The 23,891-nt window shown below is 67.5% G+C and carries 24 protein-coding genes; 17 read left to right on the top strand and 7 right to left on the bottom strand.

The genetic code is table 11. The features are described 5' to 3' along the window. The first annotated feature begins 26 nt into the window (after positions 1 to 26). Both dxs and C5F44_RS00115 read left to right on the top strand, forming a co-directional pair. Entirely contained in the window at positions 27 to 1,940 is a 1,914-nt protein-coding gene (dxs, locus tag C5F44_RS00120) for a 1-deoxy-D-xylulose-5-phosphate synthase (protein ID WP_107671476.1), read from the top strand. A 37-nt stretch (positions 1,941 to 1,977) separates the two neighbouring features. Next, positions 1,978 to 2,904 carry a restriction endonuclease gene (locus tag C5F44_RS00115; RefSeq protein ID WP_181318129.1) on the top strand — a complete coding sequence of 309 codons (927 nt, stop codon included), beginning with the start codon at positions 1,978 to 1,980 and terminating at the stop codon, positions 2,902 to 2,904. A 24-nt stretch (positions 2,905 to 2,928) separates the two neighbouring features. Here C5F44_RS00115 and lpxK read toward each other — a convergent pair whose 3' ends face one another. The 3 genes from lpxK to C5F44_RS00100 are packed head-to-tail and all read right to left on the bottom strand — an operon-like array spanning position 2,929 to position 5,359. Next, positions 2,929 to 3,921: a tetraacyldisaccharide 4'-kinase gene (lpxK, locus tag C5F44_RS00110; protein WP_107671474.1), complete on the bottom strand. Its 993-nt coding sequence runs from the start codon at positions 3,919 to 3,921 to the stop codon at positions 2,929 to 2,931. Continuing rightward, positions 3,921 to 5,111 (bottom strand): 3-deoxy-D-manno-octulosonic acid transferase, encoded by a 1,191-nt coding sequence (locus tag C5F44_RS00105; RefSeq protein WP_107671473.1) that lies wholly within the window; start codon positions 5,109 to 5,111, stop codon positions 3,921 to 3,923. The genes lpxK and C5F44_RS00105 overlap by 1 nt, the downstream gene beginning before the upstream one ends. A 5-nt stretch (positions 5,112 to 5,116) precedes the next feature. Beyond that, on the bottom strand, positions 5,117 to 5,359 hold the full coding sequence (locus tag C5F44_RS00100; RefSeq protein ID WP_107671472.1) for a DUF4170 domain-containing protein: 243 nt from the start codon (positions 5,357 to 5,359) through the stop codon (positions 5,117 to 5,119). 201 nt (positions 5,360 to 5,560) lie between these two features. Between C5F44_RS00100 and C5F44_RS00095 the strand changes: the two genes are divergently transcribed. The 7 genes from C5F44_RS00095 (at position 5,561) to C5F44_RS00065 (ending at position 11,903) form a co-directional block, all read left to right on the top strand. After that, complete coding sequence (locus C5F44_RS00095; protein WP_107671471.1) at positions 5,561 to 6,616, top strand: PstS family phosphate ABC transporter substrate-binding protein; 1,056 nt, start codon at positions 5,561 to 5,563, stop codon at positions 6,614 to 6,616. A 66-nt stretch (positions 6,617 to 6,682) separates the two neighbouring features. Beyond that, positions 6,683 to 8,143 (top strand): phosphate ABC transporter permease subunit PstC, encoded by a 1,461-nt coding sequence (gene pstC / locus C5F44_RS00090; RefSeq protein ID WP_107671470.1) that lies wholly within the window; start codon positions 6,683 to 6,685, stop codon positions 8,141 to 8,143. Beyond that, positions 8,140 to 9,492: a phosphate ABC transporter permease PstA gene (gene pstA, locus C5F44_RS00085; RefSeq protein ID WP_107671469.1), complete on the top strand. Its 1,353-nt coding sequence runs from the start codon at positions 8,140 to 8,142 to the stop codon at positions 9,490 to 9,492. The genes pstC and pstA overlap by 4 nt, the downstream gene beginning before the upstream one ends. Before the next feature lie 28 nt (positions 9,493 to 9,520). Further along, entirely contained in the window at positions 9,521 to 10,228 is a 708-nt protein-coding gene (gene phoU, locus C5F44_RS00080) for a phosphate signaling complex protein PhoU (RefSeq protein WP_107671468.1), read from the top strand. Between the two features lie 74 nt (positions 10,229 to 10,302). After that, complete coding sequence (locus C5F44_RS00075; RefSeq protein ID WP_107671467.1) at positions 10,303 to 11,184, top strand: SPFH domain-containing protein; 882 nt, start codon at positions 10,303 to 10,305, stop codon at positions 11,182 to 11,184. Between the two features lies 1 nt (position 11,185). Beyond that, positions 11,186 to 11,473, top strand: a complete 288-nt coding sequence (locus tag C5F44_RS00070) for an NfeD family protein (protein WP_107671466.1) — start codon at positions 11,186 to 11,188, stop codon at positions 11,471 to 11,473. Beyond that, positions 11,460 to 11,903, top strand: coding sequence for an NUDIX hydrolase (locus C5F44_RS00065; RefSeq protein WP_107671465.1), 444 nt, complete (start codon positions 11,460 to 11,462; stop codon positions 11,901 to 11,903). The genes C5F44_RS00070 and C5F44_RS00065 overlap by 14 nt, the downstream gene beginning before the upstream one ends. On the opposite strand, the gene pyrF is transcribed toward C5F44_RS00065, so the two are convergent. Further along, a complete protein-coding gene (gene pyrF, locus C5F44_RS00060; protein WP_107671464.1) occupies positions 11,900 to 12,592 on the bottom strand; it encodes an orotidine-5'-phosphate decarboxylase in 693 nt (230 codons plus the stop codon). The genes C5F44_RS00065 and pyrF overlap by 4 nt on opposite strands. Before the next feature lie 81 nt (positions 12,593 to 12,673). Here pyrF and C5F44_RS00055 point away from each other — a divergent pair, with 81 nt between their 5' ends. Both C5F44_RS00055 and C5F44_RS00050 read left to right on the top strand, forming a co-directional pair. Beyond that, positions 12,674 to 13,555 (top strand): ROK family protein, encoded by an 882-nt coding sequence (locus C5F44_RS00055; RefSeq protein ID WP_107671810.1) that lies wholly within the window; start codon positions 12,674 to 12,676, stop codon positions 13,553 to 13,555. Further along, the gene (locus tag C5F44_RS00050) at positions 13,543 to 14,253 is read left to right on the top strand and encodes a copper homeostasis protein CutC (protein WP_107671463.1); all 711 of its coding nucleotides are present in this window, start codon (positions 13,543 to 13,545) and stop codon (positions 14,251 to 14,253) included. Before C5F44_RS00055 ends, C5F44_RS00050 begins: the two co-directional genes overlap by 13 nt. Positions 14,254 to 14,262: 9 nt before the next feature. Here the strand turns inward: C5F44_RS00050 and C5F44_RS00045 are convergent, their stop codons facing one another. Beyond that, positions 14,263 to 14,724 carry a hypothetical protein gene (locus C5F44_RS00045; protein WP_107671462.1) on the bottom strand — a complete coding sequence of 154 codons (462 nt, stop codon included), beginning with the start codon at positions 14,722 to 14,724 and terminating at the stop codon, positions 14,263 to 14,265. A 283-nt stretch (positions 14,725 to 15,007) separates the two neighbouring features. Here C5F44_RS00045 and clpB point away from each other — a divergent pair, with 283 nt between their 5' ends. Beyond that, positions 15,008 to 17,623, top strand: coding sequence for an ATP-dependent chaperone ClpB (gene clpB, locus C5F44_RS00040; protein ID WP_107671461.1), 2,616 nt, complete (start codon positions 15,008 to 15,010; stop codon positions 17,621 to 17,623). Between the two features lie 31 nt (positions 17,624 to 17,654). Here clpB and C5F44_RS00035 read toward each other — a convergent pair whose 3' ends face one another. Further along, positions 17,655 to 18,314, bottom strand: coding sequence for a hypothetical protein (locus C5F44_RS00035; RefSeq protein ID WP_107671460.1), 660 nt, complete (start codon positions 18,312 to 18,314; stop codon positions 17,655 to 17,657). A 158-nt stretch (positions 18,315 to 18,472) separates the two neighbouring features. Here C5F44_RS00035 and C5F44_RS00030 point away from each other — a divergent pair, with 158 nt between their 5' ends. From C5F44_RS00030 to C5F44_RS00020, 3 genes are read left to right on the top strand one after another with little or no spacing between them, the layout of a single operon-like run. Further along, positions 18,473 to 20,389, top strand: a complete 1,917-nt coding sequence (locus tag C5F44_RS00030; protein WP_181318128.1) for an AI-2E family transporter — start codon at positions 18,473 to 18,475, stop codon at positions 20,387 to 20,389. Next, on the top strand, positions 20,389 to 20,769 hold the full coding sequence (locus C5F44_RS00025) for a glycine zipper domain-containing protein (protein ID WP_146161881.1): 381 nt from the start codon (positions 20,389 to 20,391) through the stop codon (positions 20,767 to 20,769). Before C5F44_RS00030 ends, C5F44_RS00025 begins: the two co-directional genes overlap by 1 nt. Before the next feature lie 4 nt (positions 20,770 to 20,773). Further along, positions 20,774 to 21,184: a phage holin family protein gene (locus C5F44_RS00020; protein ID WP_107671457.1), complete on the top strand. Its 411-nt coding sequence runs from the start codon at positions 20,774 to 20,776 to the stop codon at positions 21,182 to 21,184. A gap of 125 nt (positions 21,185 to 21,309) precedes the next feature. Here C5F44_RS00020 and C5F44_RS00015 read toward each other — a convergent pair whose 3' ends face one another. Beyond that, entirely contained in the window at positions 21,310 to 21,789 is a 480-nt protein-coding gene (locus tag C5F44_RS00015; protein ID WP_107671456.1) for a fasciclin domain-containing protein, read from the bottom strand. 263 nt (positions 21,790 to 22,052) lie between these two features. On the opposite strand from C5F44_RS00015, the gene msrP reads away from it, so the two are divergent. Together msrP and C5F44_RS00005 are read left to right on the top strand one after the other, a co-directional pair. Next, on the top strand, positions 22,053 to 22,964 hold the full coding sequence (gene msrP / locus C5F44_RS00010; protein WP_107671455.1) for a protein-methionine-sulfoxide reductase catalytic subunit MsrP: 912 nt from the start codon (positions 22,053 to 22,055) through the stop codon (positions 22,962 to 22,964). Next, complete coding sequence (locus C5F44_RS00005) at positions 22,964 to 23,581, top strand: protein-methionine-sulfoxide reductase heme-binding subunit MsrQ (protein ID WP_107671454.1); 618 nt, start codon at positions 22,964 to 22,966, stop codon at positions 23,579 to 23,581. Before msrP ends, C5F44_RS00005 begins: the two co-directional genes overlap by 1 nt. Positions 23,582 to 23,891 lie beyond the last annotated feature (310 nt).

Raw genomic sequence — 23,891 nt, 5'->3', positions numbered from 1 at the left:
GAACCGCAGCCACGAAGGAGGCCCGCTTGGCCGACCGTCCCGCCACCCCGATCCTTGACCGCGTGCAGTCGCCTTCCGACATGAAGGCGCTGAGCGACCGCGAGCTTGCGCAACTGGCCCAGGAGGTGCGGGCCGAGACGATTTCGGCGGTGTCGGTCACCGGCGGGCATCTGGGCGCAGGTCTGGGCGTGGTGGAACTGACGGTGGCGATTCATGCCGTGTTCGACACGCCGCGTGACAAGCTGGTCTGGGACGTGGGGCATCAGTGCTATCCGCACAAGATTCTGACCGGGCGGCGCGACCGGATTCGCACCCTGCGGACCGAGGGCGGGCTGTCGGGCTTCACCAAGCGCAGCGAAAGCCCCTATGACCCGTTCGGGGCGGGCCATTCCTCGACCTCGATTTCCGCCGCGCTGGGCTTTGCGCTGGCGGCGGATCTGGGCGGCGATCCGGGCGATGCCATCGCGGTGATCGGCGATGGCAGCATGAGCGCGGGCATGGCCTTCGAGGCGATGAACAATGCCGGCCATCTGAAGAAGCGGATGTTCGTCATCCTGAACGACAACGAGATGTCGATCGCCCCGCCGGTGGGGGCGCTGTCGTCCTATCTGAGCCGGCTTTATGCCGAGGCCCCGGTGCAGGATCTGCGGCAGGTGGCCAAGGGGTTCGTGTCGCTGTTGCCGCCGCCCCTGCAGGAAGGGGCACGGCGGGCGCGGGAAATGCTGAAAGGCATGGCCGTGGGCGGCACGCTGTTTGAAGAACTGGGGTTCAATTACATTGGCCCGATCGACGGGCATGATCTGGACCAGCTTCTGCCGGTGTTGCGCATGGTCAAGGCGCGGGCGACGGGGCCGACGCTGATTCATGTGCTGACGAAAAAGGGCAAGGGCTATGCCCCGGCCGAGACGGCGCCCGACCGTGGCCATGCCCGGGGCAAGTTCGACGTGGTGACGGGCGAACAGAAGAAGGCCCCGTCGAACGCGCCGGCCTATACCCGCGTTTTCGCGGAAAGCCTGATCGCCGAGGCCGAGCGGGATGAGAAGATCGTGGCCGTGACCGCCGCGATGCCCGATGGCACCGGGCTGGACCTGTTCGCCGGCCGGTTCCCGCGCCGCTGTTTCGATGTGGGCATCGCCGAACAACATGCGGTGACGTTCAGCGCCGGTCTGGCGGCGGGCGGGATGAAGCCGTTTTGCGCGATCTATTCCACCTTCCTGCAGCGCGGTTATGACCAGGTGGTGCATGACGTGGCGATCCAGCGCCTGCCGGTGCGCTTCGCCATTGACCGGGCGGGGCTGGTAGGGGCCGATGGGGCCACACATGCCGGGGCCTTCGACGTGGCCTTCCTGGCCAATCTGCCGGGCATCGTGGTGATGGCCGCCGCCGACGAGGCCGAGCTGAAGCATATGGTTGCCACCGCCGTGGCACATGACGCGGGCCCCATCGCCTTCCGCTATCCGCGGGGTGAGGGGATGGGGGTCGAGATGCCGGCGCGCGGCGTGCCGCTGGAAATCGGCCGCGGCCGGGTGCTGCGCGAAGGGGCGCGCGTGGCGATCCTGTCCTTCGGTACCCGGCTGGCCGAGGTGTTGAAGGCCGCCGAATCGCTGGCCGCGCGGGGGCTGGCGCCCACGGTGGCCGACGCCCGCTTTGCCAAGCCGCTGGACCGGGAACTGATCCTGCAACTGGTGCGCCACCATGAGGCGCTGATCTGCGTGGAAGAGGGCGCCATCGGCGGCTTCGGCAGCCATGTGGCGCAACTGCTGGCGGAAGAGGGCGTGTTCGACCGCGGCTTCCGGTTCCGCAGCATGGTGCTGCCCGACACGTTCATCGACCACGCCAGCCCCGAAGCGATGTATCGCGCCGCCGGCATGGACGCGGCCCAGATCGAGGCCAGGGTCTTGCAGGTGCTGGGCATCGAGGTGATCGGGCTGCGGGCGTAATCAGAGGAAGGCAGGGCTTGCGATGACGATTCCCTCAATGGGAGCTTTTCTGTTGCCCTGCCTGCGGTTGTTGGCAAAGGACGCACGCAATGCGCGCGACTGTCTGCCCTTGCTGCGGCAGGAGTTCGGTCTGAACGAAGACGAAATGGCCGAGGTCTTGAAAAGCGGCACGCGTACGCGTGTCTTTGACCGCGCGGATTGGGCTATTTTCCATCTGATGAAGGCCGGCCTTGTCGAACGCACATCCCGCGGAGTCTATATTGTATCGGACGCAGGGCAGGTGTGGCTTGCCTCTGGTCTGCCGCTGGACTGGCGAACCATCAGGGCGATCCCTGCGCATCAGCAAGCCATGGCAGAGGCCGCGAGCCGCAACACCGCGATTGCGGGGGCAGAGAATGCCTTGCCGGGAGCGGTGGGGCCGGAGCTTTCAGAAGAGCCGCCCGAGGATCTGATTGAGCGATCATTTCGAGCCATTGAGGCCGCGCTGGCTGAGGATCTGCTTCAGCGTCTTTATGGGCTGAGTCCGGTCAGGTTCGAGAAGCTGATCCTCCAACTGCTGGCGGCCATGGGCTATGGCGCAGGCAGTTTCGGTAGCCAGCACATGACGCCAGCCAGCGGCGACGGTGGAATCGACGGGATCATTCATGAGGACGCGCTGGGGCTGGATGCGGTTTACATACAGGCCAAGCGCTATGCGCCTGACAGCAAGGTTGGTCGGCCAGCCATTCAGCAGTTCATCGGCAGTCTGACCGGCGAAGGGGCGACAAAGGGGGTCTTCGTCACCACGTCAGCCTTTAGTACCGAAGCGCGGGCCTATCTGGGCAAAGTGCAACATCGCGTGGTGTTGATCGACGGTTCCCAGTTGGCGCGTCTGATGATCAGGCACGGTGTCGGTGTTCGGGACAGGTTGACCTATGTGATCCGCAGCGTGGACGAAGATTACTTCTCTGACCCAGAAGGCTGATTGCGGCGGGCCAGTCTGATGCCGCTAGAGGCCCAGTCGGGCCAGCAGCGTGTCAAGCGGGGTCCAGTCGTCCAGCTCCAGCCGGACGACCAGAGTCAGCACCTTGGGGCGGAAGCTGGCGGGAAGGCGGGTGGCGTCCTTCTCGGTTGTCACCAGTTGTGCGCCAAGGCTGGCTGCGTCGGACTCCAGCCGCGACAGCAGGGCGGGGGACAGCGGCTGATGGTCGTCAAAGGGTTCGGCCCGCACGACAACGGCCCCCAGCCCGCGCAGGGTAGCGAAGAACTTTTCCGGGTGGCCGATGCCGGCAAAGGCCAGCACCCGCTCGCCCTGCCAGTCCATTCCCATTTGCAGCGGCGCCAGATGGCCGGTCAGGTGCGGCAGGGCGCCAAGGACCGCCCCCCAGGTGGTGCGAAATGCGGCTTGCGCGGCGGGGGCACCGATGGACAGCACGGCCGAAGCGCGGGCAAGGCCGGTGGCGACGGGTTCGCGCAAGGGGCCGGCGGGCAGGCACAGGCCGTTGCCGAACCCGTGTTCGGCATCGACCACGATCAGCGACAGATCCTTGACGACAGAGGGGTTCTGGAACCCGTCATCCAGCAGGATCACCCCGGCGCCGGCCGATTCGGCGGCGCGGACGCCGGCGGCGCGGTCCTTGGCCACCCAGACCGGCGCGAAGGCGGACAGGAGCAGGGGTTCATCCCCGACTTCGGCGGCGCTGTGGCGGCGGTCGTCCACCCGCACGGGGCCGGGCAGGCTGCCGCCATGGCCGCGGCTGACGATGTGGACGGCGTGGCCGCGCGCCAGGAGGCGCTGGGTCAGCGCCAGGGTGGTGGGTGTCTTGCCGGTGCCGCCCGCGTTCAGGTTGCCGATGCAGATCACCGGCACGGCGGCGCGGTGGCCCGGGGCGCGCAGCCGGCGCGCGGTGGCGGCGGCATAGATCCGGCCCAGCGGCGCCAGCAGGCGGGCGGCCAGCGCGGGCCGGTCGGGGGACGTGGTCCAGAAGCCCGGCGCGCGCATCAGCCCCTGCCTTCCAGTTCGCGGCGGATGCGGGCCAGCACCGCCTCGGTCACCTCGACCCCTTCGGAGACCACGGTCCAGGCGGCCTGCGCCAGCCGGGCGGCGCGGTCGGGGGAAAGCAGGTCGCCCAGCGCCTCGGCCAGATCGCCGGGGGAGGCGACGGCGCGCGCGGCCCGTGCCGCGCCCAGCCGGCCCAGCGCGCTGCCATGCGCGCCGGGGCGGGGGCCGTGCAGGATGGCCGACCCCAGCGACGCCGGTTCCATCGGATTGCGGATTGCGCCGGGGCCGGCCAGGCTGCCGCCCAGAAAGGTGATCGGCGCCAGCCGATACCATAGGCCAAGTTCGGACGGGTGATCGACGACATAGATCTCGGTTTCGGGTTCCGGCTCCTGCTCGGCGCTGCGCAGGGCGACCGACCAGCCGTCCCCCTCAAGCCGCTGGGCCAGCGATTCGGCGGCTTCGGGGCGTTCGGGCATCACGATCAGCAACAGCCGGTGCGCCAGCCCCATCGCGGTGCGATGGGCGGTGATGATGCTGTCCACCTCATCCTCGGGCAGGACGGCGGCCAGCCAGCGCGGGCGCGAGGCCAGCATCTGCGCCAGCGCCTGACGCTCTGCCTCAAGGCAGGGCAGCACGGCCGAGCGTTCCTCCATCCGCCCCGCATAGGTGACGGCCGAGGGCAGGGCCCCGGCGCGGCGGAAGGCCTGGGCCGAGGCCGGGTCCAGCGCGAAGATCTGCGAGAACAGGCCCAGCGTGCTGCGCAACAGGCCCGGATACCAGCCGTCCCGGTCGCGCAGCAGGCGGGGCAGGCGGGCGTCGGCCATCAGCAGGGTCAGACCGCGGTCGGCGGCGGTGTGCAGCAGCACGGGGCGCAGTTCGCCATCGGACCACAGCGCGACATCGGGGCGCCAGTGGTCCAGGAAGGCGCGGGCATCGGCGGGCGTATCCGGCGGGGCGGGCTGCAGAATCACCCCCGAATCGGCGGGGCCAGACTCGGACACGCCGGTCAGCAGGACGGTCAGCCCCTCTTCATCGGTCAACCGCCGGGCCAGTTCCAGCAGCCCCGCCGTGCTGCCGCCGGCATGAAGCCAGACCAGCCGCCCCGGCGGGCGGGCGGGCCGGTCGGTTTCAGCGGCCGGGTCGCGGCGTTGCGCCAGCGTATAGAGCCGAAGCCCGATCGACCCGGCCATCCGGTTCAGCCGAGTTCTTCGGTGGAGGACGCCGCCTGCTCTTCGTCGCGCAGGCGGTGAATATGGGCGATGAAATAGCGCATGTGGGCATTGTCCACGGTGCGCTGCGCTTCGGCCTTCCAGGCGGAATGGGCGCTGGCGTAATCGGGATACATGCCGACGATATGAATCTGCGAGACATCCTTGAAGGTGGTCTTGTCGGGGCTGACGAGTTCGCCGCCGAAGACGAGGTGCAGGCGCTGGGTCATTGAAGTCCTTCCGGTCGCAGGGGATTGCGCGCGCAACCTAGCGGCAAGGCCGGGCGGGGGGAAGGTGTCGGCGTGCGGGCGCCGCAGCGGGCGGTGTCATGCAGCTTTTACAAAAGCGCAATACAGCCGTCACCGAACGGGCCTAGCCCGCTGGTCGAGGCCCGACTGCCTGGCCCGTCCTGACCCTGAGGAGCGAATCCCATGACCCCGATCAAGCTGACCGTCTCGGCGCTGGCCGTTCTGGCCGCCACCACCTCGCTGGCCGCCGCGCGTGACCAGATCCAGATCACCGGCTCGTCCACCGTGCTGCCCTATGCCACCATCGTTGCCGAAGCCTTCGGCGAGAACTTCGATTTCCCGACCCCGGTCGTGGAAGGCGGCGGGTCGGGCGCCGGCCGCAAGAAGCTGTGCGAAGGCGTGGGCGAGAACACCGTGGACATCGCCAATTCGTCCAGCCGGATCAGCCAGTCGGACATCGACCTGTGCAAGAAGAACGGTGTCGAGGAGATCCTGGAAGTCCGCATCGGCTATGACGGGATCGTCTTCGCCTCGGACGTGAAGGGCGCCGATTTCGCGCTGACCCCGGCCGATGTCTATCTGGCGCTGGGCGGCAAGGTGGCCAAGGATGGCGCGCTGGTCGACAACACCAGCACCAAATGGACGGAAGTGAACGCCGCGCTGCCTGACCAGAACATCCTGATGTTCATTCCGGGCACCAAGCACGGCACCCGCGAAGTCTTTGACACCAAGGTGATCGAAGCGGGCTGCAAGGACACCGGCGCCTATGATCTGTTCCTGGCCAAGGCCGAAGGCGCGGATGAAAAGGAAAAGAAGGCGGCTGCCGCCAAGGCCTGCAACGAGCTGCGCAAGGACGGCAAGTCGGTTGACATCGACGGCGACTATACCGAGACGCTGGCCCGTCTGGATGCCGACAAGAACGCCGTGGGCGTGTTCGGTCTGGCCTTCTACCAGAACAACACCGACAAGCTGAAGGTTGCCACCGTGAACGGCGTGGTGCCCTCGGTCGAGACGATCTCGAAGGGCGAATACCCGGTGTCGCGCCCGCTCTACTTCTACGTCAAGAAGGCGCATATCGGCGTGATCCCCGGCCTGAAGGAATACATCGAGTTCTTCGTGTCGGACGACATGGCCGGCCCGGAAGGCCCGCTGGCCGACTACGGCCTGGTGTCCGACCCCGAGCTGAAGGCCACCCAGGATGCCGTGGCGGCCGAAACGCCGATGGGCGCGCTGGAATAATCTGATCCGATCCCGGCGGGGGCCAGTCCGGCCCCCGCCGTTTTCCCTCTTACGCGCTGGCGCCCCATGACCGCGTTCTTTCTTCTTGTGACGATCCTGATCCTTGCGCTTGTCGGATACATTCTTGGCCGGGTGCGCGCGATGGCGCGGGCCGGCGGCGACGCGCGGGGTCTTCATTCGCTGCCCAATTACTATGGCTGGCACGCCGCGCTGATGACGATGCTGCCGGCGCTGGCCGTGCTGATCCTGTGGCTGATCGTTCAGCCCGTCGTGATCGAGCGGAAGGTCGGCACGCTGCTGCCGCCGGCCGCGCTGGAAACCGATACCGCCTTCACGCTGGCGATGGATGACGTGCGCCGGGTGGCCAAGGGGCTGGACCTGGCGGTTGCCAATGGCGTGATGACCGACAGCGACGCCAGCATGATCCGCACCGAATTCACCGATGTGCGCGAGCGTCTGGCCCAGGTTGGCGTGGCGCTGGGGTCGAATGTCAGCAAGGAAACCCTGGCGGCGGCGCAAAGCTACCGCAAGCTGACCGCGCTGGGCGCCGTGGGCCGCACCATTGCCGTGCTGGCCGTGGCGCTGGCGGGGCTGGCCTGGGCGCTGGCGGTGACGGGGCCGAAATTCCGCGCCCGCAACCGGGTGGAAGCCATCATCATGGGTGCGCTGGTCATCGCTTCATCCATCGCGATTCTGACGACCGTGGGCATCATCTGGTCGATGCTGTCGGAAAGCCTGGCCTTCTTCCGCCAGTATCCGTTCACCGAGTTCTTCTTCGGCCTGACCTGGAGCCCGAACTTCAAGGGCGGGTCGGAACTGGGCTTCGTGCCGCTGCTGTGGGGCACGCTGTATATCTCGCTGGTGTCGATGATTGTGGCGGTGCCGCTGGGCCTGTTCACCGCGATCTATCTGGCGGAATACGCCAGCCCGGCGGTGCGGGCGGTGGTCAAGCCCGCGATCGAGGTGATTGCCGGTATTCCCACCGTGGTTTTCGGCCTGTTCGCGCTGATGACGGTGGGGCCGCTGCTGCGCGACTGGATTGCCGCGCCGATGGGGCTGGGCAATTCCGGGTCTTCGGTGATGACCGCCGGTCTGGTGATCGGCATCCTGAACATTCCCTTCGTGTCGTCGCTGGCCGATGACATCCTGAACGCGGTGCCGCAGGCGCTGCGGGACGGGTCTTACGGTCTGGGCGCCACCAAGTCGGAAACCGTGAAGCAGGTGGTTCTGCCGGCGGCGCTGCCGGGCATCATGGGGGCCGTGCTGATGGCCGCCAGCCGTGCCATCGGCGAAACCATGGTGGTGGCCATGGGCGCGGGCGCGGCGGCCAAGCTGAGCCTGAACCCGTTCGAGGCGATGACCACGATGACCGTCAAGATCGTCGGCCAGTTGACCGGCGACACCGACTTTGCCTCGCCTGAAACGCTGGTGGCCTTTGCGCTGGGCCTGACGCTGTTCGTGCTGACGCTGGGGCTGAACGTCGTGGCGCTGCAGGTCGTGCGCAAATACAAGGAGCAGTACGAATGACCTCGGCGCCCATGACCGGCAAACCGGCCCCCGTCCGCAGCGGTTCGATCCTGGCGCCCACGCCGCACATGCTGCGGCGCCGGCGGTCCGAGACGCGGTTCCGGCTGTATGGCATTGTTGCCATCGTGATCAGCCTGTCGATCCTGGCGGTGATGCTGGTCACCATCTTCGGCAACGGCTATGGCGCCTTCCGGCAGGCCAAGCTGACCTTCCCGGTCACGCTGGATGCGCAGGTGCTGGACCCCAAGGGCAACCGGCAGCGCGAGGAAATGGTCAAGGTCACCACGGTGGGCTATGCCAAGGTGCTGACCCAATCGTTCCGGGCCGAATTGACGGCGCGCGGCATCGACACCGCCGATCTGTCGGACAAGGACATTGCCGCGCTGGTGTCGAAGGATGCGCCGGGCGTGCTGCGCGCGCAGGTGCTGGCCGATACGTCGCTGGTGGGGCAGACCATCCCGATGTCGGTTCTGGCCGGCGGGCGGATCGACGGCTTTCTCAAGGGCCGGGTGACGATGGAAAGCGCCCGGCTGGACAGCAACATCAACCCCGAGCAGTTGCAGTTCGCCGAGCGGCTGCAGCAGGCGGGGATTCTGGGCCTGCACTGGAACGTGGCCTTCCTGACCAACCCCGACGCCTCGGACCAGCGGCCCGAGGCGGCCGGGCTGGGGGTGGCGATCCTGGGGTCGCTGTACATGATGATCCTGGTCGCCGTGATGTGCGTGCCGGTGGGCGTGGCGGCCTCGATCTATCTTGAGGAATTCGCGCCCAAGAACCGCTGGACCGACCTGATCGAGGTGAACGTGGCCAACCTGGCCGCCGTGCCGTCGATCGTGTTCGGCATCCTGGGGCTGGCGGTGTTCATCAACTTTGCCGGGCTGCCGCAATCCTCCAGCCTGGTGGGGGCGCTGGTGATTTCGCTGCGCACGCTGCCGACCGTGATCATTGCCACCCGGGCGTCAATCCGGGCCGTGCCGCCCAGCATCCGCGATGCGGCGCTGGGGGTGGGGGCATCGCGTATGCAGACGGTGTTCCATCATGTGCTGCCGCTGGCGATGCCGGGCATCCTGACCGGCACCATCCTGGGGCTGGCGGTGGCGCTGGGCGATACCGCGCCGCTGCTGCTGATCGGGATGGTGGCCTTTGTGGACAACTATCCCGGAACGCCGGTGGACGGGTTCCTTGACCCGGCGACCGCGCTGCCGGTGCAGGTGTATTCCTGGGCCACCCGGTCCGACCCGGCCTTCATCGAACGGTCGAACGGCGCGATCATCGTGCTTCTCGGCTTCCTTCTGGTGATGAACGTCGCCGCCATCATCCTGCGCCGCCGCTTCGAACGGCGCTGGTAACCGCACAACCCACCCTGGGAGGGGTCTGATGACACGCGACGGGCATATCATGGCGGCCTTCGACCGCGATCTGGAAGGGCTGCTGGCGCTGCTGGTGCGGATGGGCGGGCTGGTGGAAACCGCGCTGACCGATTCGGTTGCCGCGCTTGAGGCGCAGGATGCGCCGCGCGCCGAACAGGTGATCGCGGACGACCGCGCCATCGATTCGCTGGAAGAGCAGATCAACACCGAAGCCGCGCGGATCATCGCGCTGCGCACCCCGACGGCGGGGGATCTGCGCATGGTGCTGGCGGTGATGCGCACCGCCAATTCGCTGGAGCGGGTGGGCGACTATGCCAAGAACGTGGCCAAGCGCACCCGCGTTCTGGCCGGCACCCGCCGGATTGAAGGCACCGCCGGCACCATCCGCCGGATGACGGCCGTTGTGACGGCGATGATCTCGGATGCGCTGACCGCGCTGACCCGGCGCGATGCGGCGCTGGCGCGCAAGGTCCGGCAAAGCGACATCGACGTGGACCAGATCTACAACACGCTGTTCCGGGCGCTGGTGACGCATATGCTGGAAGACCCGGCCAATATCTCGGCGGCGATGCACCTGCATTTCATCGCCAAGAACATCGAGCGCGCGGGCGACCACGCGACCGGCATTGCCGAACAGGCGATCTATCTGGCAACCGGCCAGATGCCATCGGATGACCGGCCCAAGGACAGCGGGCTGGACGACGACGGGGCGTGATTTCCTGCCCTTGCGAGGGGGGCCGCAAATCGCCACAGTGTCCATGAGACATGGATATTTGAAGGAGTGATTGCGTGAACCCTCAGGACTTTCTCGGCTGGAATGCGATCTTCTGGGCGATCGCGCTGTTCATCATCCTGTGCATCTTCCTTGGCGTGCGCATCGTGCCGCAAAGCGAAAAGCATGTGGTCGAACGCTTTGGCCGGCTGAAATCGGTGCTGGGGCCGGGCATCAACTTCATCGTGCCCTTCCTGGACCGGGTGGCGCACAAGGTTTCGGTGCTGGAACGCCAGTTGCCGAACGCCAGCCAGGACGCGATCACCGCCGATAACGTGCTGGTCAAGGTGGAAACCAGCGTGTTCTACCGCGTGACCGAGCCGGAAAAGACCGTGTATCGCATCCGCGACATCGACGGCGCCATTGCCACCACGGTGGCCGGCATCGTCCGGTCGGAAATCGGCAAGCTGGAACTGGATCAGGTGCAGTCGAACCGGGCGCAGTTGATTGAACGGGTGCGCGAACAGGTGGCCGCCATGGTTGACGACTGGGGGGTCGAGGTGACGCGGGCCGAGATTCTGGACGTGAACCTGGACGAAGCCACCCGGTCTGCCATGTTGCAGCAGTTGAACGCCGAACGCGCCCGCCGCGCCCAGGTGACCGAGGCCGAGGGCAAGAAGCGTGCGGTTGAACTGCAGGCCGATGCCGAACTTTATGCCGCCGAACAGCAGGCCAAGGCCAAGCGCGTGACAGCGGATGCCGAAGCCTATGCGACCGGCGTGATCGCCGAGACGATCAAGGAAAGCGGACTTGAGGCGGCGCAGTATCAGGTGGCGCTGAAGCAGGTTGAGGCCTTGCAGGCGGTGGCCACCGGGCAGGGCAAGCAGACCATCCTGATCCCGGCCTCGGCGCTGGAAGCCTTTGGCGATGCGTTCAAGATGCTGAAAGGGAAGCTCTGACATGCCCGACCAGATCTGGAGCGTGTGGTGGGCCTGGATCGTGCTGGGCTTTGGCCTGGGCGTGCTGGAGGTGCTGGCGCCGGGGTTCATCTTCCTGGGCTTTGCCGTTGGTGCGGTGCTGACCGGCGTGCTGGTGGGCATCGGGGTGCTGGGGCACAGCCTGCCCTTCCTGATGCTGGTCTTCGCGCTGTTGTCGCTGGCGGCCTGGCTGGTGACCCGCCGGCTGGCGGGCACCCGTCAGGGGCAGGTCAAGGTCTGGGACCGCGACATCAACGATGACCACCCCTGAGGGGGGGTATCCCGGCTTTACCGGCGCCAAGGCCGCGCTGTTCTGCGGCCCGGCGGTGCTGGCGCTGCACCGTGATGACAGGCCCGGCCTGCCGTGGCGCGGGATGTGGGATCTGCCCGGCGGCGGGCGCGAGGGCGATGAGGGGCCGGAAGCCTGCCTGTTGCGCGAACTGGCCGAGGAATTCGGCCTGACGCTGCCCGCAAGCCGGCTGGAACGGCGCTGGCTGTTGCCCGGCATGGCGGACCCGACGAAAACCGCGGTGTTCTTCGCCGGGCGCATCATAGCCGATGAGGTGGCCGCGGTGCGCTTTGGCAAGGAAGGGCAGGGCTGGGCGCTGATGCCGGTGGCCGAGTTCCTGACCCGGCCCGACGCGGTGCCCTTTCTGCAAGACAGGCTGCGCTTTGCGCTGGCTGCCGGCTTTGGCGGTTAGCGGCGCGGCAGGCTGGCGATGATCGCCCGCGCCGCCGCCGCCGGATCGGCGGCCTGCCAGACCGGGCGGCCCACCACGATATGATCGGCGCCATCGCCAATGGCCTGCGCCGGGGTGGCGATGCGCTTCTGGTCGCCGGTGGCCGCGTCTTCGGGGCGCACGCCGGGGGTGACGATCAGCTTGCCCGCCGCTTCGGGCAGGGCGCGGATCATCGCCGCCTCTTGCGGGCTGGCGATCACGCCATCGGCGCCCGCCGCCAGCGCCCGCGCGGCGCGTTCCAGCGTGATGTCGTGAATATCGCCGGGGCGGATCAGGTTGGCATCCAGATCGGCCCGGTCCAGCGAGGTGAGGACGGTCACGGCCAGGATCTTCAGCCCCGCGCCGCGCCGGCCTTCTGCGGCGGCGCGCACCACCTGCGGGTCGCCGTGGACGGTCAGGAAATCCAGGTCATACTGCGCAAGGCCGCGCACCGCCGCCTCGATCGTGGCGCCGATGTCGAAGAGCTTGAGATCAAGGAACACGCGCTTGCCGCGTTCGCCCTTCAGCTCATTCGCAAGGGCAAAGCCGCCGCCGGTCAGCATACCCAGCCCGATCTTGTAGAAATCGACCGCATCGCCCAGCCGGTCGGCCAGCGCCAGCCCCTGCACCACGTTCGGCACATCCAGTGCCACGATCAGCCGGTCATCCATCGGGGGCCCCTCTGTTGCGGTTCGGCGCGGTTTGACGGCGCGGGGATGGCCTGTCAAGACTGGCCGGAAACGGGGGCGCGCATGATCCTTTCCTTTGACATCGGCGGCAGCCGCATCCGGGCCGGGCTGTGGGACGGGCAGGCGATGGAGCGGCTGGGCGAGGCCGAGACGCCGGCCGGGGATCTTGATGCCTTTGTCCGCGTGATTGGCGGGTTCGTGGGCGACCGCCGCCCGCGCGGGCTGGCGCTTTCGGTGCCCGGCGTGGTGGACCCCGAGACGGGGGCCGGCAAGGTGGCCAATATTCCCTGCATCGACGGGCTGACGCTGGGCCCCGCGCTGACGGAACGGCTGGCGCTGCCAGTTCTGGTGCTGAACGATGCCGATTGCTTTGCGCTGGCCGAGGCGCGGCTGGGCGCGGCGCGCGGGCATCGCAATGTGTTCGGCATCATCCTGGGCACCGGCGTTGGCGGCGGGCTGGTGATCGACGGGCGGCTGGTCACGGGGGCGGGGGGCTATGCCGGGGAATGGGGGCATGGCCCGGTGATCCATGCGCCCCATGCGCTGCCGTGTGGCTGCGGTCAGGTGGGGTGCCTGGACACCATTGGCGGGGCACGCGGCATGGAACGGCTGCACCACGCCCGCAGCGGGGGCGAGGCGCTGCACACGCGCGACATCGTGGCCCGCTGGCGCGCGGGCGAGCCGGGGGCGACGGCAACGCTGGAGCTGTGGCGCGATCTGGTGGCGGGGCCGCTGGCCATGGTGGTGAACACGGTCGGCGCGACGCTGGTGCCGGCGGGGGGCGGGTTGTCGAACGACCATGCACTGATCGGCTGGCTGGATCAGGCGGTGCGCGACTGCGTGCTGCGGCGCCCGCCGGGGCCGCTGGTGGTGCCCGCCACCTGCGGGCCGGATGCGGGGATTCTGGGGGCGGCGCAGGCAGGGGAACTGGCATGGCCCGCGTGACGGTTGAAATCTGCGTCGATGGTGCCGAAGGGCTGGCCGCGGCGGTGGCGGGCGGGGCCGACCGGGTTGAACTGTGTTCGGCGCTGCCGCTGGGCGGGCTGACACCTTCGGCAGGGCTGATGTGCCTGGCGGGGCGGTCAGGGGTGCCGGCGATGGCGCTGATCCGGCCCCGGCCCGGCGATTTCGTCTTTACCCCGTCCGAGGCGGCGGTGATGGAGGCGGATATCACCGCCGCCCGCGCCGCCGGGATGGCCGGGGTGGTGCTGGGCGCGCAATTGCCCGACGGGCGGCTGGATCAGGCGCTGCTGGCCCGGCTGGTGAAGGCGGCCGAGGGGCTGGACCTGACGCTGCACCGCTGCTTCGATCTGGTGCCCGACCGGGCCGAGGCGCTGGAAACCGCGGTGGAGCTGGGGTTCCGGCGCATCCTGACCTCGGGCGGGGCGGTGCGGGCCGATCAGGCGCTGCCCGAGATTGCTGCGCGGATCGCGCAGGCGGCGGGGCGCATTTCCATCATGCCGGGGTCGGGCATCGGGCCGGAGAATGCCGCCCGCTTCGTGGCGATCGGCGCGCGGGAACTGCATGGATCTTGCAGCCTGCCGGGGCAAGGCGGCAACCCGCGCCTTGCCGCGCTTGGCTTTGCCGTGGGGCTGCGCACCGACGCCGACCGCGTGCGCGCCTTCTGCGCGGCGGTGCGCTGAGGCGGCGGCCTAGCGCGCCCGGCGGCCGCTTCTGGCGGGCGGTGCGTCATCAGGCGTTGTGTTGTCGAACCCGTCTTCCGGCGCATCGGGGGCAAAGGCGGGGGGCACCGCCAGGAACGGTGCCAGCCAGCGCGTATCGCCCCAGACCGAGATCAGGATTTCCGGCATTCCCGCGCCGGCCAGATGTTCGGGGGTCAGTTGCACGACGCGCAACCGCAGGGTGGCGCCGTCCAGCAGGGCGGGCGTCAGCACCTGACCGGCCACGGGGCCGACATGGCCCAGATAGCCCTGCCGCCAGAGCGGGATCAGGCCCAGGAACCGTTGGCGCACCCGCGCGAAGATGCCGACATGCCCGTCCGGCAGAAGCTGGGCCTCGCACGGATCGCCCATCGACAGGCCCGAACGGCCGATGTGCAGCGCGATACCTTCCACCGGCACGACGGGCAGGATCGGTTCCAGTACATCCCGCATGGCGTTTCTCCTGCACGTTGTTCGCGACCACCTGACCGCAGCCCCCCACCGGCGCAAGCCCGGTGCCGCGGGGGCCGGCGAAACCCGCCCAAACCGCGCCCGGGCATCGGCGGAAAAAGGTCGGCCGGGGGATGCCCGCGGAAAGCCGCCGGAAAATTTGCGCCGCCCGGCCCGTGCCGCTTGAAGGCGCCGGAAACCGCCCCCATCTGAGGGACAAGGCCAGTGGTGGGCGTGCCTTTTCAGGGCGTCTTCCCGGCGGTGCTTGATGAAAAGGAGAGAACGGATGAACCTTGAAAAGTTCACCGAAAGGTCGCGCGGTTTCCTTCAGGCTGCGCAAACCATCGCAATGCGGGAAAGCCACCAGCGTGTGCTGCCCGACCATCTGCTGAAGGCGCTTATGGATGATGATCAGGGGCTTGCCGCCAACCTGATCCGCAAGGCGGGCGGTTCGCCCGAACTGGTGATTGCCGCGGTCAATGCCTCGCTTGCCAAGCTGCCCAAGGTTTCGGGCGGTGACGGCCAGACCTATATCGACCCCAGCCTTGTCCGCGTGCTGGACGAGGCCGAGACGGTGGCGAAAAAGGCCGGCGACAGCTTTGTTCCGGTGGAACGGATGCTGACCGCGATGGCGCTGGTGAACACCCGCGCCAAGGATGCGCTGACGGCGGGCTCTGTCACCGCGCAGGGGCTGAACACCGCGATCAACGAGGTGCGCAAGGGCCGCACGGCAGATTCCGCTTCCAGCGAAGACACGATGGAAGCGCTGAAGAAATACGCCCGCGACCTGACCGAAGCGGCGCGCGAGGGCAAGATCGACCCGATCATTGGGCGCGATGATGAAATCCGCCGTGCCATGCAGGTGCTGTCGCGGCGCACCAAGAACAACCCGGTGCTGATCGGGGAACCCGGCGTGGGGAAAACCGCCATCGCTGAGGGCCTGGCGCTGCGCATCGTCAACGGCGACGTGCCCGAATCCTTGCGCAACAAGAAGCTGATGGCGCTGGACATGGGGTCGCTGATCGCGGGGGCCAAGTATCGCGGCGAGTTCGAGGAGCGGCTGAAAGCCATTCTCAAGGAGATCGAGGCCGCTTCGGGCGAGATCATCCTGTTCATCGACGAGATGCACACGCTTGTGGGCGCCGGCAAATCGGAAGGCGCGATGGATGCGGCCAACCTGATCAAGCCCGCGCTGGCGCGGGGCGAGCTGCATTGCATCGGCGCCACCACGCTGGATGAATACCGCAAGCATGTGGAAAAGGACGCGGCGCTGGCGCGGCGCTTCCAGCCGGTGTTCGTGTCGGAACCCACGGTGGAAGACACCATCAGCATCCTGCGCGGCATCAAGGAAAAGTATGAACTGCACCACGGGGTGAAGATCGCCGACGCCGCGCTGGTGGCGGCGGCCACGCTGTCGCACCGCTATATCACCGACCGTTTCCTGCCCGACAAGGCCATCGACCTGGTGGACGAAGCGGCCAGCCGGCTGCGGATGGAGGTGGATTCCAAGCCCGAGGAGCTGGACGCGCTGGATCGTCAGATCCTGCAATTCCAGATCGAATCCGAGGCGCTGAAGAAGGAAGACGACATCGCCAGCAAGGACCGGCTGGAAAAGCTGGAACGCGAACTGGCCGACCTGCAACAGAAGTCGTCGGAAATGACGGCCAAGTGGCAGGCCGAGCGTGACAGTCTGGAAGCGGCGCGGTCGATCAAGGAACAGCTTGATACGGCGCGGGCCGAACTGGAATCGGCCAAGCGCGAGGGCAACTTCGCCAAGGCGGGCGAATTGCAGTATGGCCGTATTCCGGCGCTGGAAAAGCAGTTGTCCGAAGCCGAAGCCCGCGAGGGCGAGGCGCTGGTGTCCGAATCCGTCCGCCCCGAGCAGATTGCCGAGGTGGTGGAACGCTGGACCGGGATTCCCACCACCAAGATGCTGGAGGGGGAAAAGGAAAAGCTGCTGAAGATGGAAGAGGAACTGGGCAAGCGCGTCATCGGCCAGAAGGCCGCGGTCGAGGCCGTGTCCAAGGCGGTGCGCCGTGCGCGGGCCGGACTGTCGGACGAGAACCGTCCGCTGGGCAGCTTCCTGTTCCTGGGGCCGACCGGCGTGGGCAAGACCGAGCTGACCAAGGCGCTGGCCGAGTATCTGTTTGACGATGACAACGCGATGGTCCGCATCGACATGTCCGAGTTCATGGAGAAGCACTCGGTCAGCCGGCTGATCGGCGCGCCGCCCGGCTATGTGGGCTATGACGAAGGCGGTGTGCTGACCGAAGCCGTACGTCGCCGCCCCTATCAGGTGGTGCTGTTCGACGAGGTGGAGAAGGCCCACCCCGATGTGTTCAACGTGCTGTTGCAGGTGCTGGACGATGGCCGGCTGACCGATGGTCAGGGCCGCACGGTGGACTTCAAGCAGACGCTGATCATCCTGACCTCGAACCTGGGCGCGCGGGCGCTGTCGGAACTGCCGGATGGCGCCGATGCCACCGCCGCCAAGGCCGATGTGATGGAGGCCGTGCGGGCCCACTTCCGCCCGGAATTCCTGAACCGTCTGGATGAGCAGATCATCTTTGACCGGCTGAACCGGGCCGACATGACCGGCATCGTGGACATCCAGCTTCACCGGCTGGAACAGCGGCTGGCGGCGCGGAAGATCACGCTGGAACTGGATGCGGCGGCGCGGCAGTGGCTGGCCGACGAAGGCTATGACCCGGTGTTCGGCGCGCGGCCGCTGAAGCGGGTGATCCAGCGCCAGTTGCAAGACCCGCTGGCCGAAATGCTGTTGGCCGGCGATGTGCTGGACGGAACCACGCTGCATGTCACCGCCGGGCCGGCGGGGCTGATCGTGGGCGACCGGGTGATCGCGTCAAACCGCGAACGGCCGCAGCCCGCCGTGGTGCACTGAAACCGGAAGGGGGCCGAAAGGCCCCCTTTTGCTATGTCGGATCGGAATCGCCGCTGCGGCCCCCGGCAAGGCCAAGGCCCATTCCCATACCGCCACCACCGCCACTTCCGCCCCCACCGGCGCGGTCGCGGCCCGCTTCGGCCTTGCCGGTGCTGCGACCGCCGCCGGATTGCGGGCGTGTGGGGCCTTGCAGCGGAATGGCAACCGTGTCGGGGATCGCGTCAAGATCCAGCGCCAGCCGGATATAGTTGCGTAGCGCGATCACCAGCTCTGCCGTCTGGATCGGGCGCCCGGCCGCCATGTCGGCGGCGGCCTGCGCGGCCAGACGGACCTGATCTTCCGTGCCCAGAAGAAGAATGTCGGACAGGGCCGCTTCAACCGCATCGCGGATGCGCCGGGGCCGGTCTGAGGGCGGGGTGCCGGCCGGGGCTTCGCCCTCGGCCTGCGCGGCCAGTTCGCGCAGATGCGCCGGGCTGACCGTCAGTTCCCCGGTGAACGATCCGCCCAGCGTGCGATAGGCGGAGATCAGGGTTTTCAGCCGTTCGTTGATCTGTCGGTTCATCCGCTGCTGGCGCTGCTGGATCGTCAGCATCATCAGCACCCGGATGCCCACGGCAAACAGCGCGAACATCAGCATCCCGAGGACTGTCGTGGCGATGCCCTGCCAGGAACTGAAATCGAAGGACCGCATGTCTGGTTTGCCCCCGTTGCACCGGCCCGCACTGCCGGGACCGAAGGGCAAGAATGGCCCGGACGGCGGGGCGATGTCCACCGATGCCGCTGCGGCTTGCCAAAGCCGCCGCTGGCCCGCACAGTCGCCCGGCATATCGCGTGTCTGAAGGGGGCAAGATGTCGGAGCCTGCCATCCCTGCCGCCGAGGTGGACGGCGCGCCGCGCCGGATCACGCTGCCGCGTCTGGCCACCATCGTGGCGGTCGCGGCGGTGCTGTATCTGGCGCAGGATATCTTCCTGCCGCTGGCCATTGCGGTGCTGATCACCTTTGCGCTGTCGCCGCTGGTGGCCGCGCTGCGGCGCCGGGGTGTGCCGCAGCTTGCGGCGGTGCTGGCCACCGTCTTTGTCGCCTTCGCGCTGATCGCGCTGTTGTCGCTGGTGATGATCGGGCAGCTTGGCGAGCTGGCGCGCAACCTGCCCACCTTTCAGGCCAATATCATTGCCAAGGTCGAGACGCTGAAAGAGGCGGGCGGCGGGGGCGGCCTTGCCGGGCGGCTGTCCGAGATGATTGCGGCGGTCAATGCCGAGATCGGGTCGGCGCTGCCCGGGGGCGGCGATGCGACGGGCCGGCCGATGCAGGTTGAGGTGGTTGAGCGCAGCAATGTCTTGCAGATGTTGCAGGATCTGGTGGTGCCGCTGGTCAGCCCCATCGCCACGACCGGGCTTGTCGTGGTGGTGGTGATCTTCATGCTGCTGGAGCGGGAACAGCTTCGCGAACGCTTCATCCGCATTGTCGGGGCGCATGACATTCACCGCACCACGCAGGTGCTGCAAGAAGCCGGGTCGCGGGTGGCCACCTATCTGCTGGTGCAGCTTCTGGTGAATGCGATCTATGCCATTCCGATTGGCATCGGGCTTTGGCTGATCGGGATTCCCAATGCGGTGCTGTGGGGGCTGCTGACGCTGGTCCTGCGCTTTGTGCCCTATATCGGGTCGGTGCTGTCGGCGGCCTTTCCGCTGTTCCTGGCCTTTGCCGTATCGCCCGACTGGTCGGCCGTGCTGTGGACGGCGGCGCTGTTCGCCACGGTCGAGCTTGTCACCTCGAATGTGGTCGAGCCGTGGCTTTACGGATCGCGCACGGGCCTTAGCCCGCTGGCCATCATCCTAGCGGCGATTGTCTGGACGTTTCTCTGGGGACCGCTGGGGCTGGTGCTGTCCACGCCGCTGACGGTGTGCCTGGTGGTTCTGGGCCGCCACATCCCGCAGTTCGAGCTGTTCGACATTCTGCTGGGCGATGAGCCTGTGCTTTACCCGCATGTGCGGCTGTATCAGCGCCTGCTGGTGGGCGATGCGGTCGAGACCACCTTTCAGGCAGGAGCCGACCTGGAGGACATGGCGCTGGCCGACTATTACCAGTCAGTCGCGATTCCGGCGCTGTTGCAGGCGCAGGATGACCGGGACCGGGGCGTTCTGACCGCAGAGCAGGAGGCCCGGCTTGCCGATGCGGCGCAGAGGCTTGTCGCCAATCTGGAAACCATGGCCGAGGAAGAACGGCTTGCCCCGCCCGAAGAGGGGGATGAACCGGCCCCGGGCGGCGGGTTCCGCGTGGCCTGTATCGGCGGGCGCTGGCCCAGCGATGATGTCACGGCGGCGATGCTGGCGCAGGCGATGACGGTCGAGGGCGCCGAGGCGCAGGCCCATGGCTATGAGACGCTGACACCGGCGCGCATGGCCTCGCTTGACCTTGAACACCAGGATTGTCTGGTCCTGTGCTTTCTTGATCCGACGCCGACCCGTGCCTCACTGCTGCATATCCGGCGGCTCAAGCGGGCGGCGCCGCATCTGCGCGTGGGCGTGGTGATCTGGCAGATGCCGCCCGAGGTGCTGAGCCTGGCCGCAGGCCCGCGCCTGCCGCAGCCGGTGGGGCAGGAAAAGGCCAAGGAAGCCGAAGAGATTGGCGCCGATTTCGTCTGCACCACGATTGACGCCGCGCTTGAGGCTGCCTTTATCAAGGCAGAGCCGCGCAAGCTGGCCCAGTCTGCCCGTCCGCTGGCCCGCGCGGCCAGCCGCAGGCGGAAAAAGGCCGCTGACTGATGTCACGCCGTAAGGAGGCACATGCCATGGCACGAAATCCGAAAGCCGCGAAACCGACCGAGGCCGATCTGCAAAAGGCGCTGGAGGCGCTGGACCCGGGTCTGGCCGAGGTGCTGCGCGGCCAGTTCGACGATCTTCGCGACGAGATCACCAGAATGTCCGAGACGCTGGCGGTCATGGGCCGTTCGGGCGCGGCCGCCGCCCGCGCCGGTGTGGCGGGCGCGCAGGAGGCGGCCGAGGAAAAGCTGACCGAGGCACGCGAACGGCTGGCCGGCGTGCAGGGCGAGGTTGAGGCATTCACCCGCAACGAGCCGGTCAAGGCGCTGGGGATCGCGGCCGGGATCGGGCTGTTCCTCGGCCTTCTTCTGTCGCGGAGATAGGCGGATGAACGGCAGCCTTGCCCTGATGGCCGCGCTGGCGCGTCTGGCCCTGCGCGATACGCGGCGGCGCATCGGGCAAAGCATCGCGCTTCTGGTGCTGGCAACGCTGTTCTTCGGGCTGGCGCTGGCAAGCCTTGTGGTGGCGCTGGGCATCTGGCTGGCGCAGGTGACAACGCCGCTGGCCGCCGCGCTGATCATTGCCGCCGGGGCCATGGTGATGGGGCTGGTGTTCCTGGGTGTCTACAGCCTGACGGCGCGCCGGGCGAACCCCGCGCTGGCCGAGATGCGGCGCGAGGCGGCCAAGCTGGCCGATTTCGCCCGGTCCGAGGTTGGCGCCACCTCGCCGCTGACCGCGCTTGCCAGTGCCGGGGTGGCGGGTCTGGTGCTGGGGTTGCTGCTGTTCCGCCGGCGCTGACTGCCCTTTCGGGGGCAGCCAGACCGGGCAGGGATACTGCAATCAATCATTAACCGTCCTGAACCCCCCGCCCCGGTCGCAAGGGCCAAGGCCCCTGCGACCGTTTCAGGTGCCGTCGCGGGGGCTCAGCCCTCGGGCGGCAGGATCACCGCGTCGATCACATGGATCACGCCGTTCGACGCCGCCACATCCGGCCCCGAAATCATGGCCCCGTTCACCTTGGGCCCACCATCCAGCGTGATGGTGACTTCCTTGCCGTTCACGGTGGCGGCCTTCATCCCTTCGGTCAGGTCGGTGGACATCACCTTCCCCGGAACGACGTGATAGGTCAGGATCGACACCAGCTTGTCCTTGTTCTCGGGCTTGAGCAGGTCTTCCACCGTGCCGGCAGGCAGCGCGGCAAAGGCGGCGTCGGTCGGCGCGAACACGGTGAAGGGGCCTTCGCCCTTGAGCGTGTCAACCAGCCCCGCCGCCTGCACGGCGGCAACCAGCGTGGTGAAGCTGCCGGCTGCAACGGCGGTATCGACAATATCCTTGTCCTGGGCAGCGGCGGGAAGGGCAAAGGCGGTGGCGGCGGTCAGGGCCAGAAAGGTTCTGCGGATCATGGTCTCTCTCCTGTGGATCATGGTCTCTGCCGTTTTAGGCCCCCATTCTACCGCTGCGCGGACCGTCCGGATCACGGTCACCCTCGCGTGACCGGGCCTTGCCGCAGGGCCCCGGCGCGCTAAGCCGCGGCCCGCCGCGATGGCCAGTCAATCTATGGTGAAACGGCTTGAGCGGGCGTGATGACGCAATCGCTGAATTCCTGCCGTAGTGTTTGCGGCAGAGCTTGATAATCTGTCCCTGTTTGAACGGAAGGCCTGTTGCGATGCGCTGGAAACCCGATCTTTCCTGGTCTGCCGTCACCCCGCGTGCGGACTGGCTGAACCGCCGCCAGATCATGGCCGGTCTGGCCACCCTGACCGCGACCCCGGCGCTGGCCCGGATCGAGGCGGCGAAAAGCCCGCTGTCCACCGACGCGGCGCCGAACAGCCTTGAGGACATCACCTCGTACAACAACTTCTATGAATTCGGTTTCGGCAAGTCCGATCCGGCCGCCTATGCGGGGTCGCTGACCACCGACCCCTGGTCGATCACCATCGACGGTCTGGTGGACCGGCCCGGCAGCTATGACCTGGCCGATGTGATGAAGGACCAGCCGCTTGAGGAACGCATCTACCGCCTGCGCTGCGTGGAAGCCTGGAGCATGGTCGTTCCCTGGATCGGTTTTGAACTTGCCGGGCTGCTGAACCGGGTCGGCGTTCAGTCCGGCGCGAAATATGTGGCCTTCGAAACCCTGCTGCGCCCGGACGAGATGCCGGGCCAGCGCAGCGCCTCGATGCCCTGGCCCTATCGCGAAGGGCTGCGGCTGGATGAGGCCGTGCATCCGCTGACGATTCTGGCGACGGGTCTTTACGGCGACCCGATGCCGAAACAGAACGGCGCCCCGATCCGGCTGGTGGTGCCGTGGAAATACGGCTTCAAGTCGATCAAGAGCATTGTCCGCATCAGCCTGGTGGCCGAGATGCCCCGCACCACCTGGAATGAGCTTCAGCCGCAGGAATACGGCTTCTATGCCAATGTGAACCCCGAGGTGGACCATCCGCGCTGGAGCCAGGCAAGCGAACGCCGCATCGGCGCGGGCCTGTTCGGCGGGCGCGTGGATACGCTGATGTTCAACGGCTATGCCGAACAGGTTGCCGGGCTTTATGCCGGCATGGACCTGCGGACGAACTATTGATGCGGCCGACGCTTGACCGGCTGAACGGCCTGCTGCGCCGGCTGCCGACCTGGCCGGTCTGGCTGCTGGGGGCGGTGCCGCTGGCGATTCTGGTGGCGCGCACCCTGGCCGGCGATCTGGGCCCCGATCCGGTGAAGGCGCTGGAGCATGAGCTGGGCCTTTGGGGCCTGCGCTTCCTGATCGCCTCGCTGGCGGTGACGCCGCTGGTCTGGGCGGGGCTGCGGCTGCTGAAGTTCCGCCGCGCGCTGGGGGTGACCGGTTTCGCCTATGTCGCCCTGCATTTTCTGGTCTGGCTGGCGCTGGACATGGGCCTGCGCTGGCCGCAGATCGCCGGCGATCTGGTGAAGCGGCCTTATATCCTGGTCGGGTTCACGGCCTTTGTGCTGCTGATTCCGCTGGCGCTGACCTCGACCAATGCCGCGATCCGCCGGCTTGGCCCGCTGCGCTGGCGCCGGCTGCACCGGCTGGCCTGGCCGGCGATTCTGCTGGGGGCGCTGCATTTCGTGATGATCGGCAAGGTCTGGACCTGGGATTCGCTGGCCTATCTGGCCTTGACGCTGGGGCTTCTGGCGCTGCGGCTGCTGCCTGGCCGGGGGGCGCAGGGCAAAAGCGCCTGACTCGCACCCGTAACGGCGGCTGGCGGCGCAACTTTCTTGCCGAAATCCCGGCCCCGGGATGCCCATCCTGTCGCCAACCCCCGGATTTCGCCTGATTTTCGCTTTGTGACAGAAAAAAGTACCCATCGTGCTTTTTTCCTCTTGCAGGTCCGGCGCACCATCCGTAAATACCGCCTCACCGAAGCGGAACGGCGACGGTGACGGAAGGAAGCGGCGGCGAAAGCCAAGGTGAAGCCCCGGAAAATCTGAAGACAAGGCGCGAAGGGATACGCCAAGGAATTGGCGGATCGCACGTTTTTTGTCTGAAGAT

This window comes from Fuscovulum blasticum DSM 2131, from assembly GCF_003034965.1.
GTDB lineage: Bacteria > Pseudomonadota > Alphaproteobacteria > Rhodobacterales > Rhodobacteraceae > Pseudogemmobacter > Pseudogemmobacter blasticus.
Note: the sequence above shows the minus strand (reverse complement) of the source record. Positions and strands in the feature narration are given on the sequence as shown.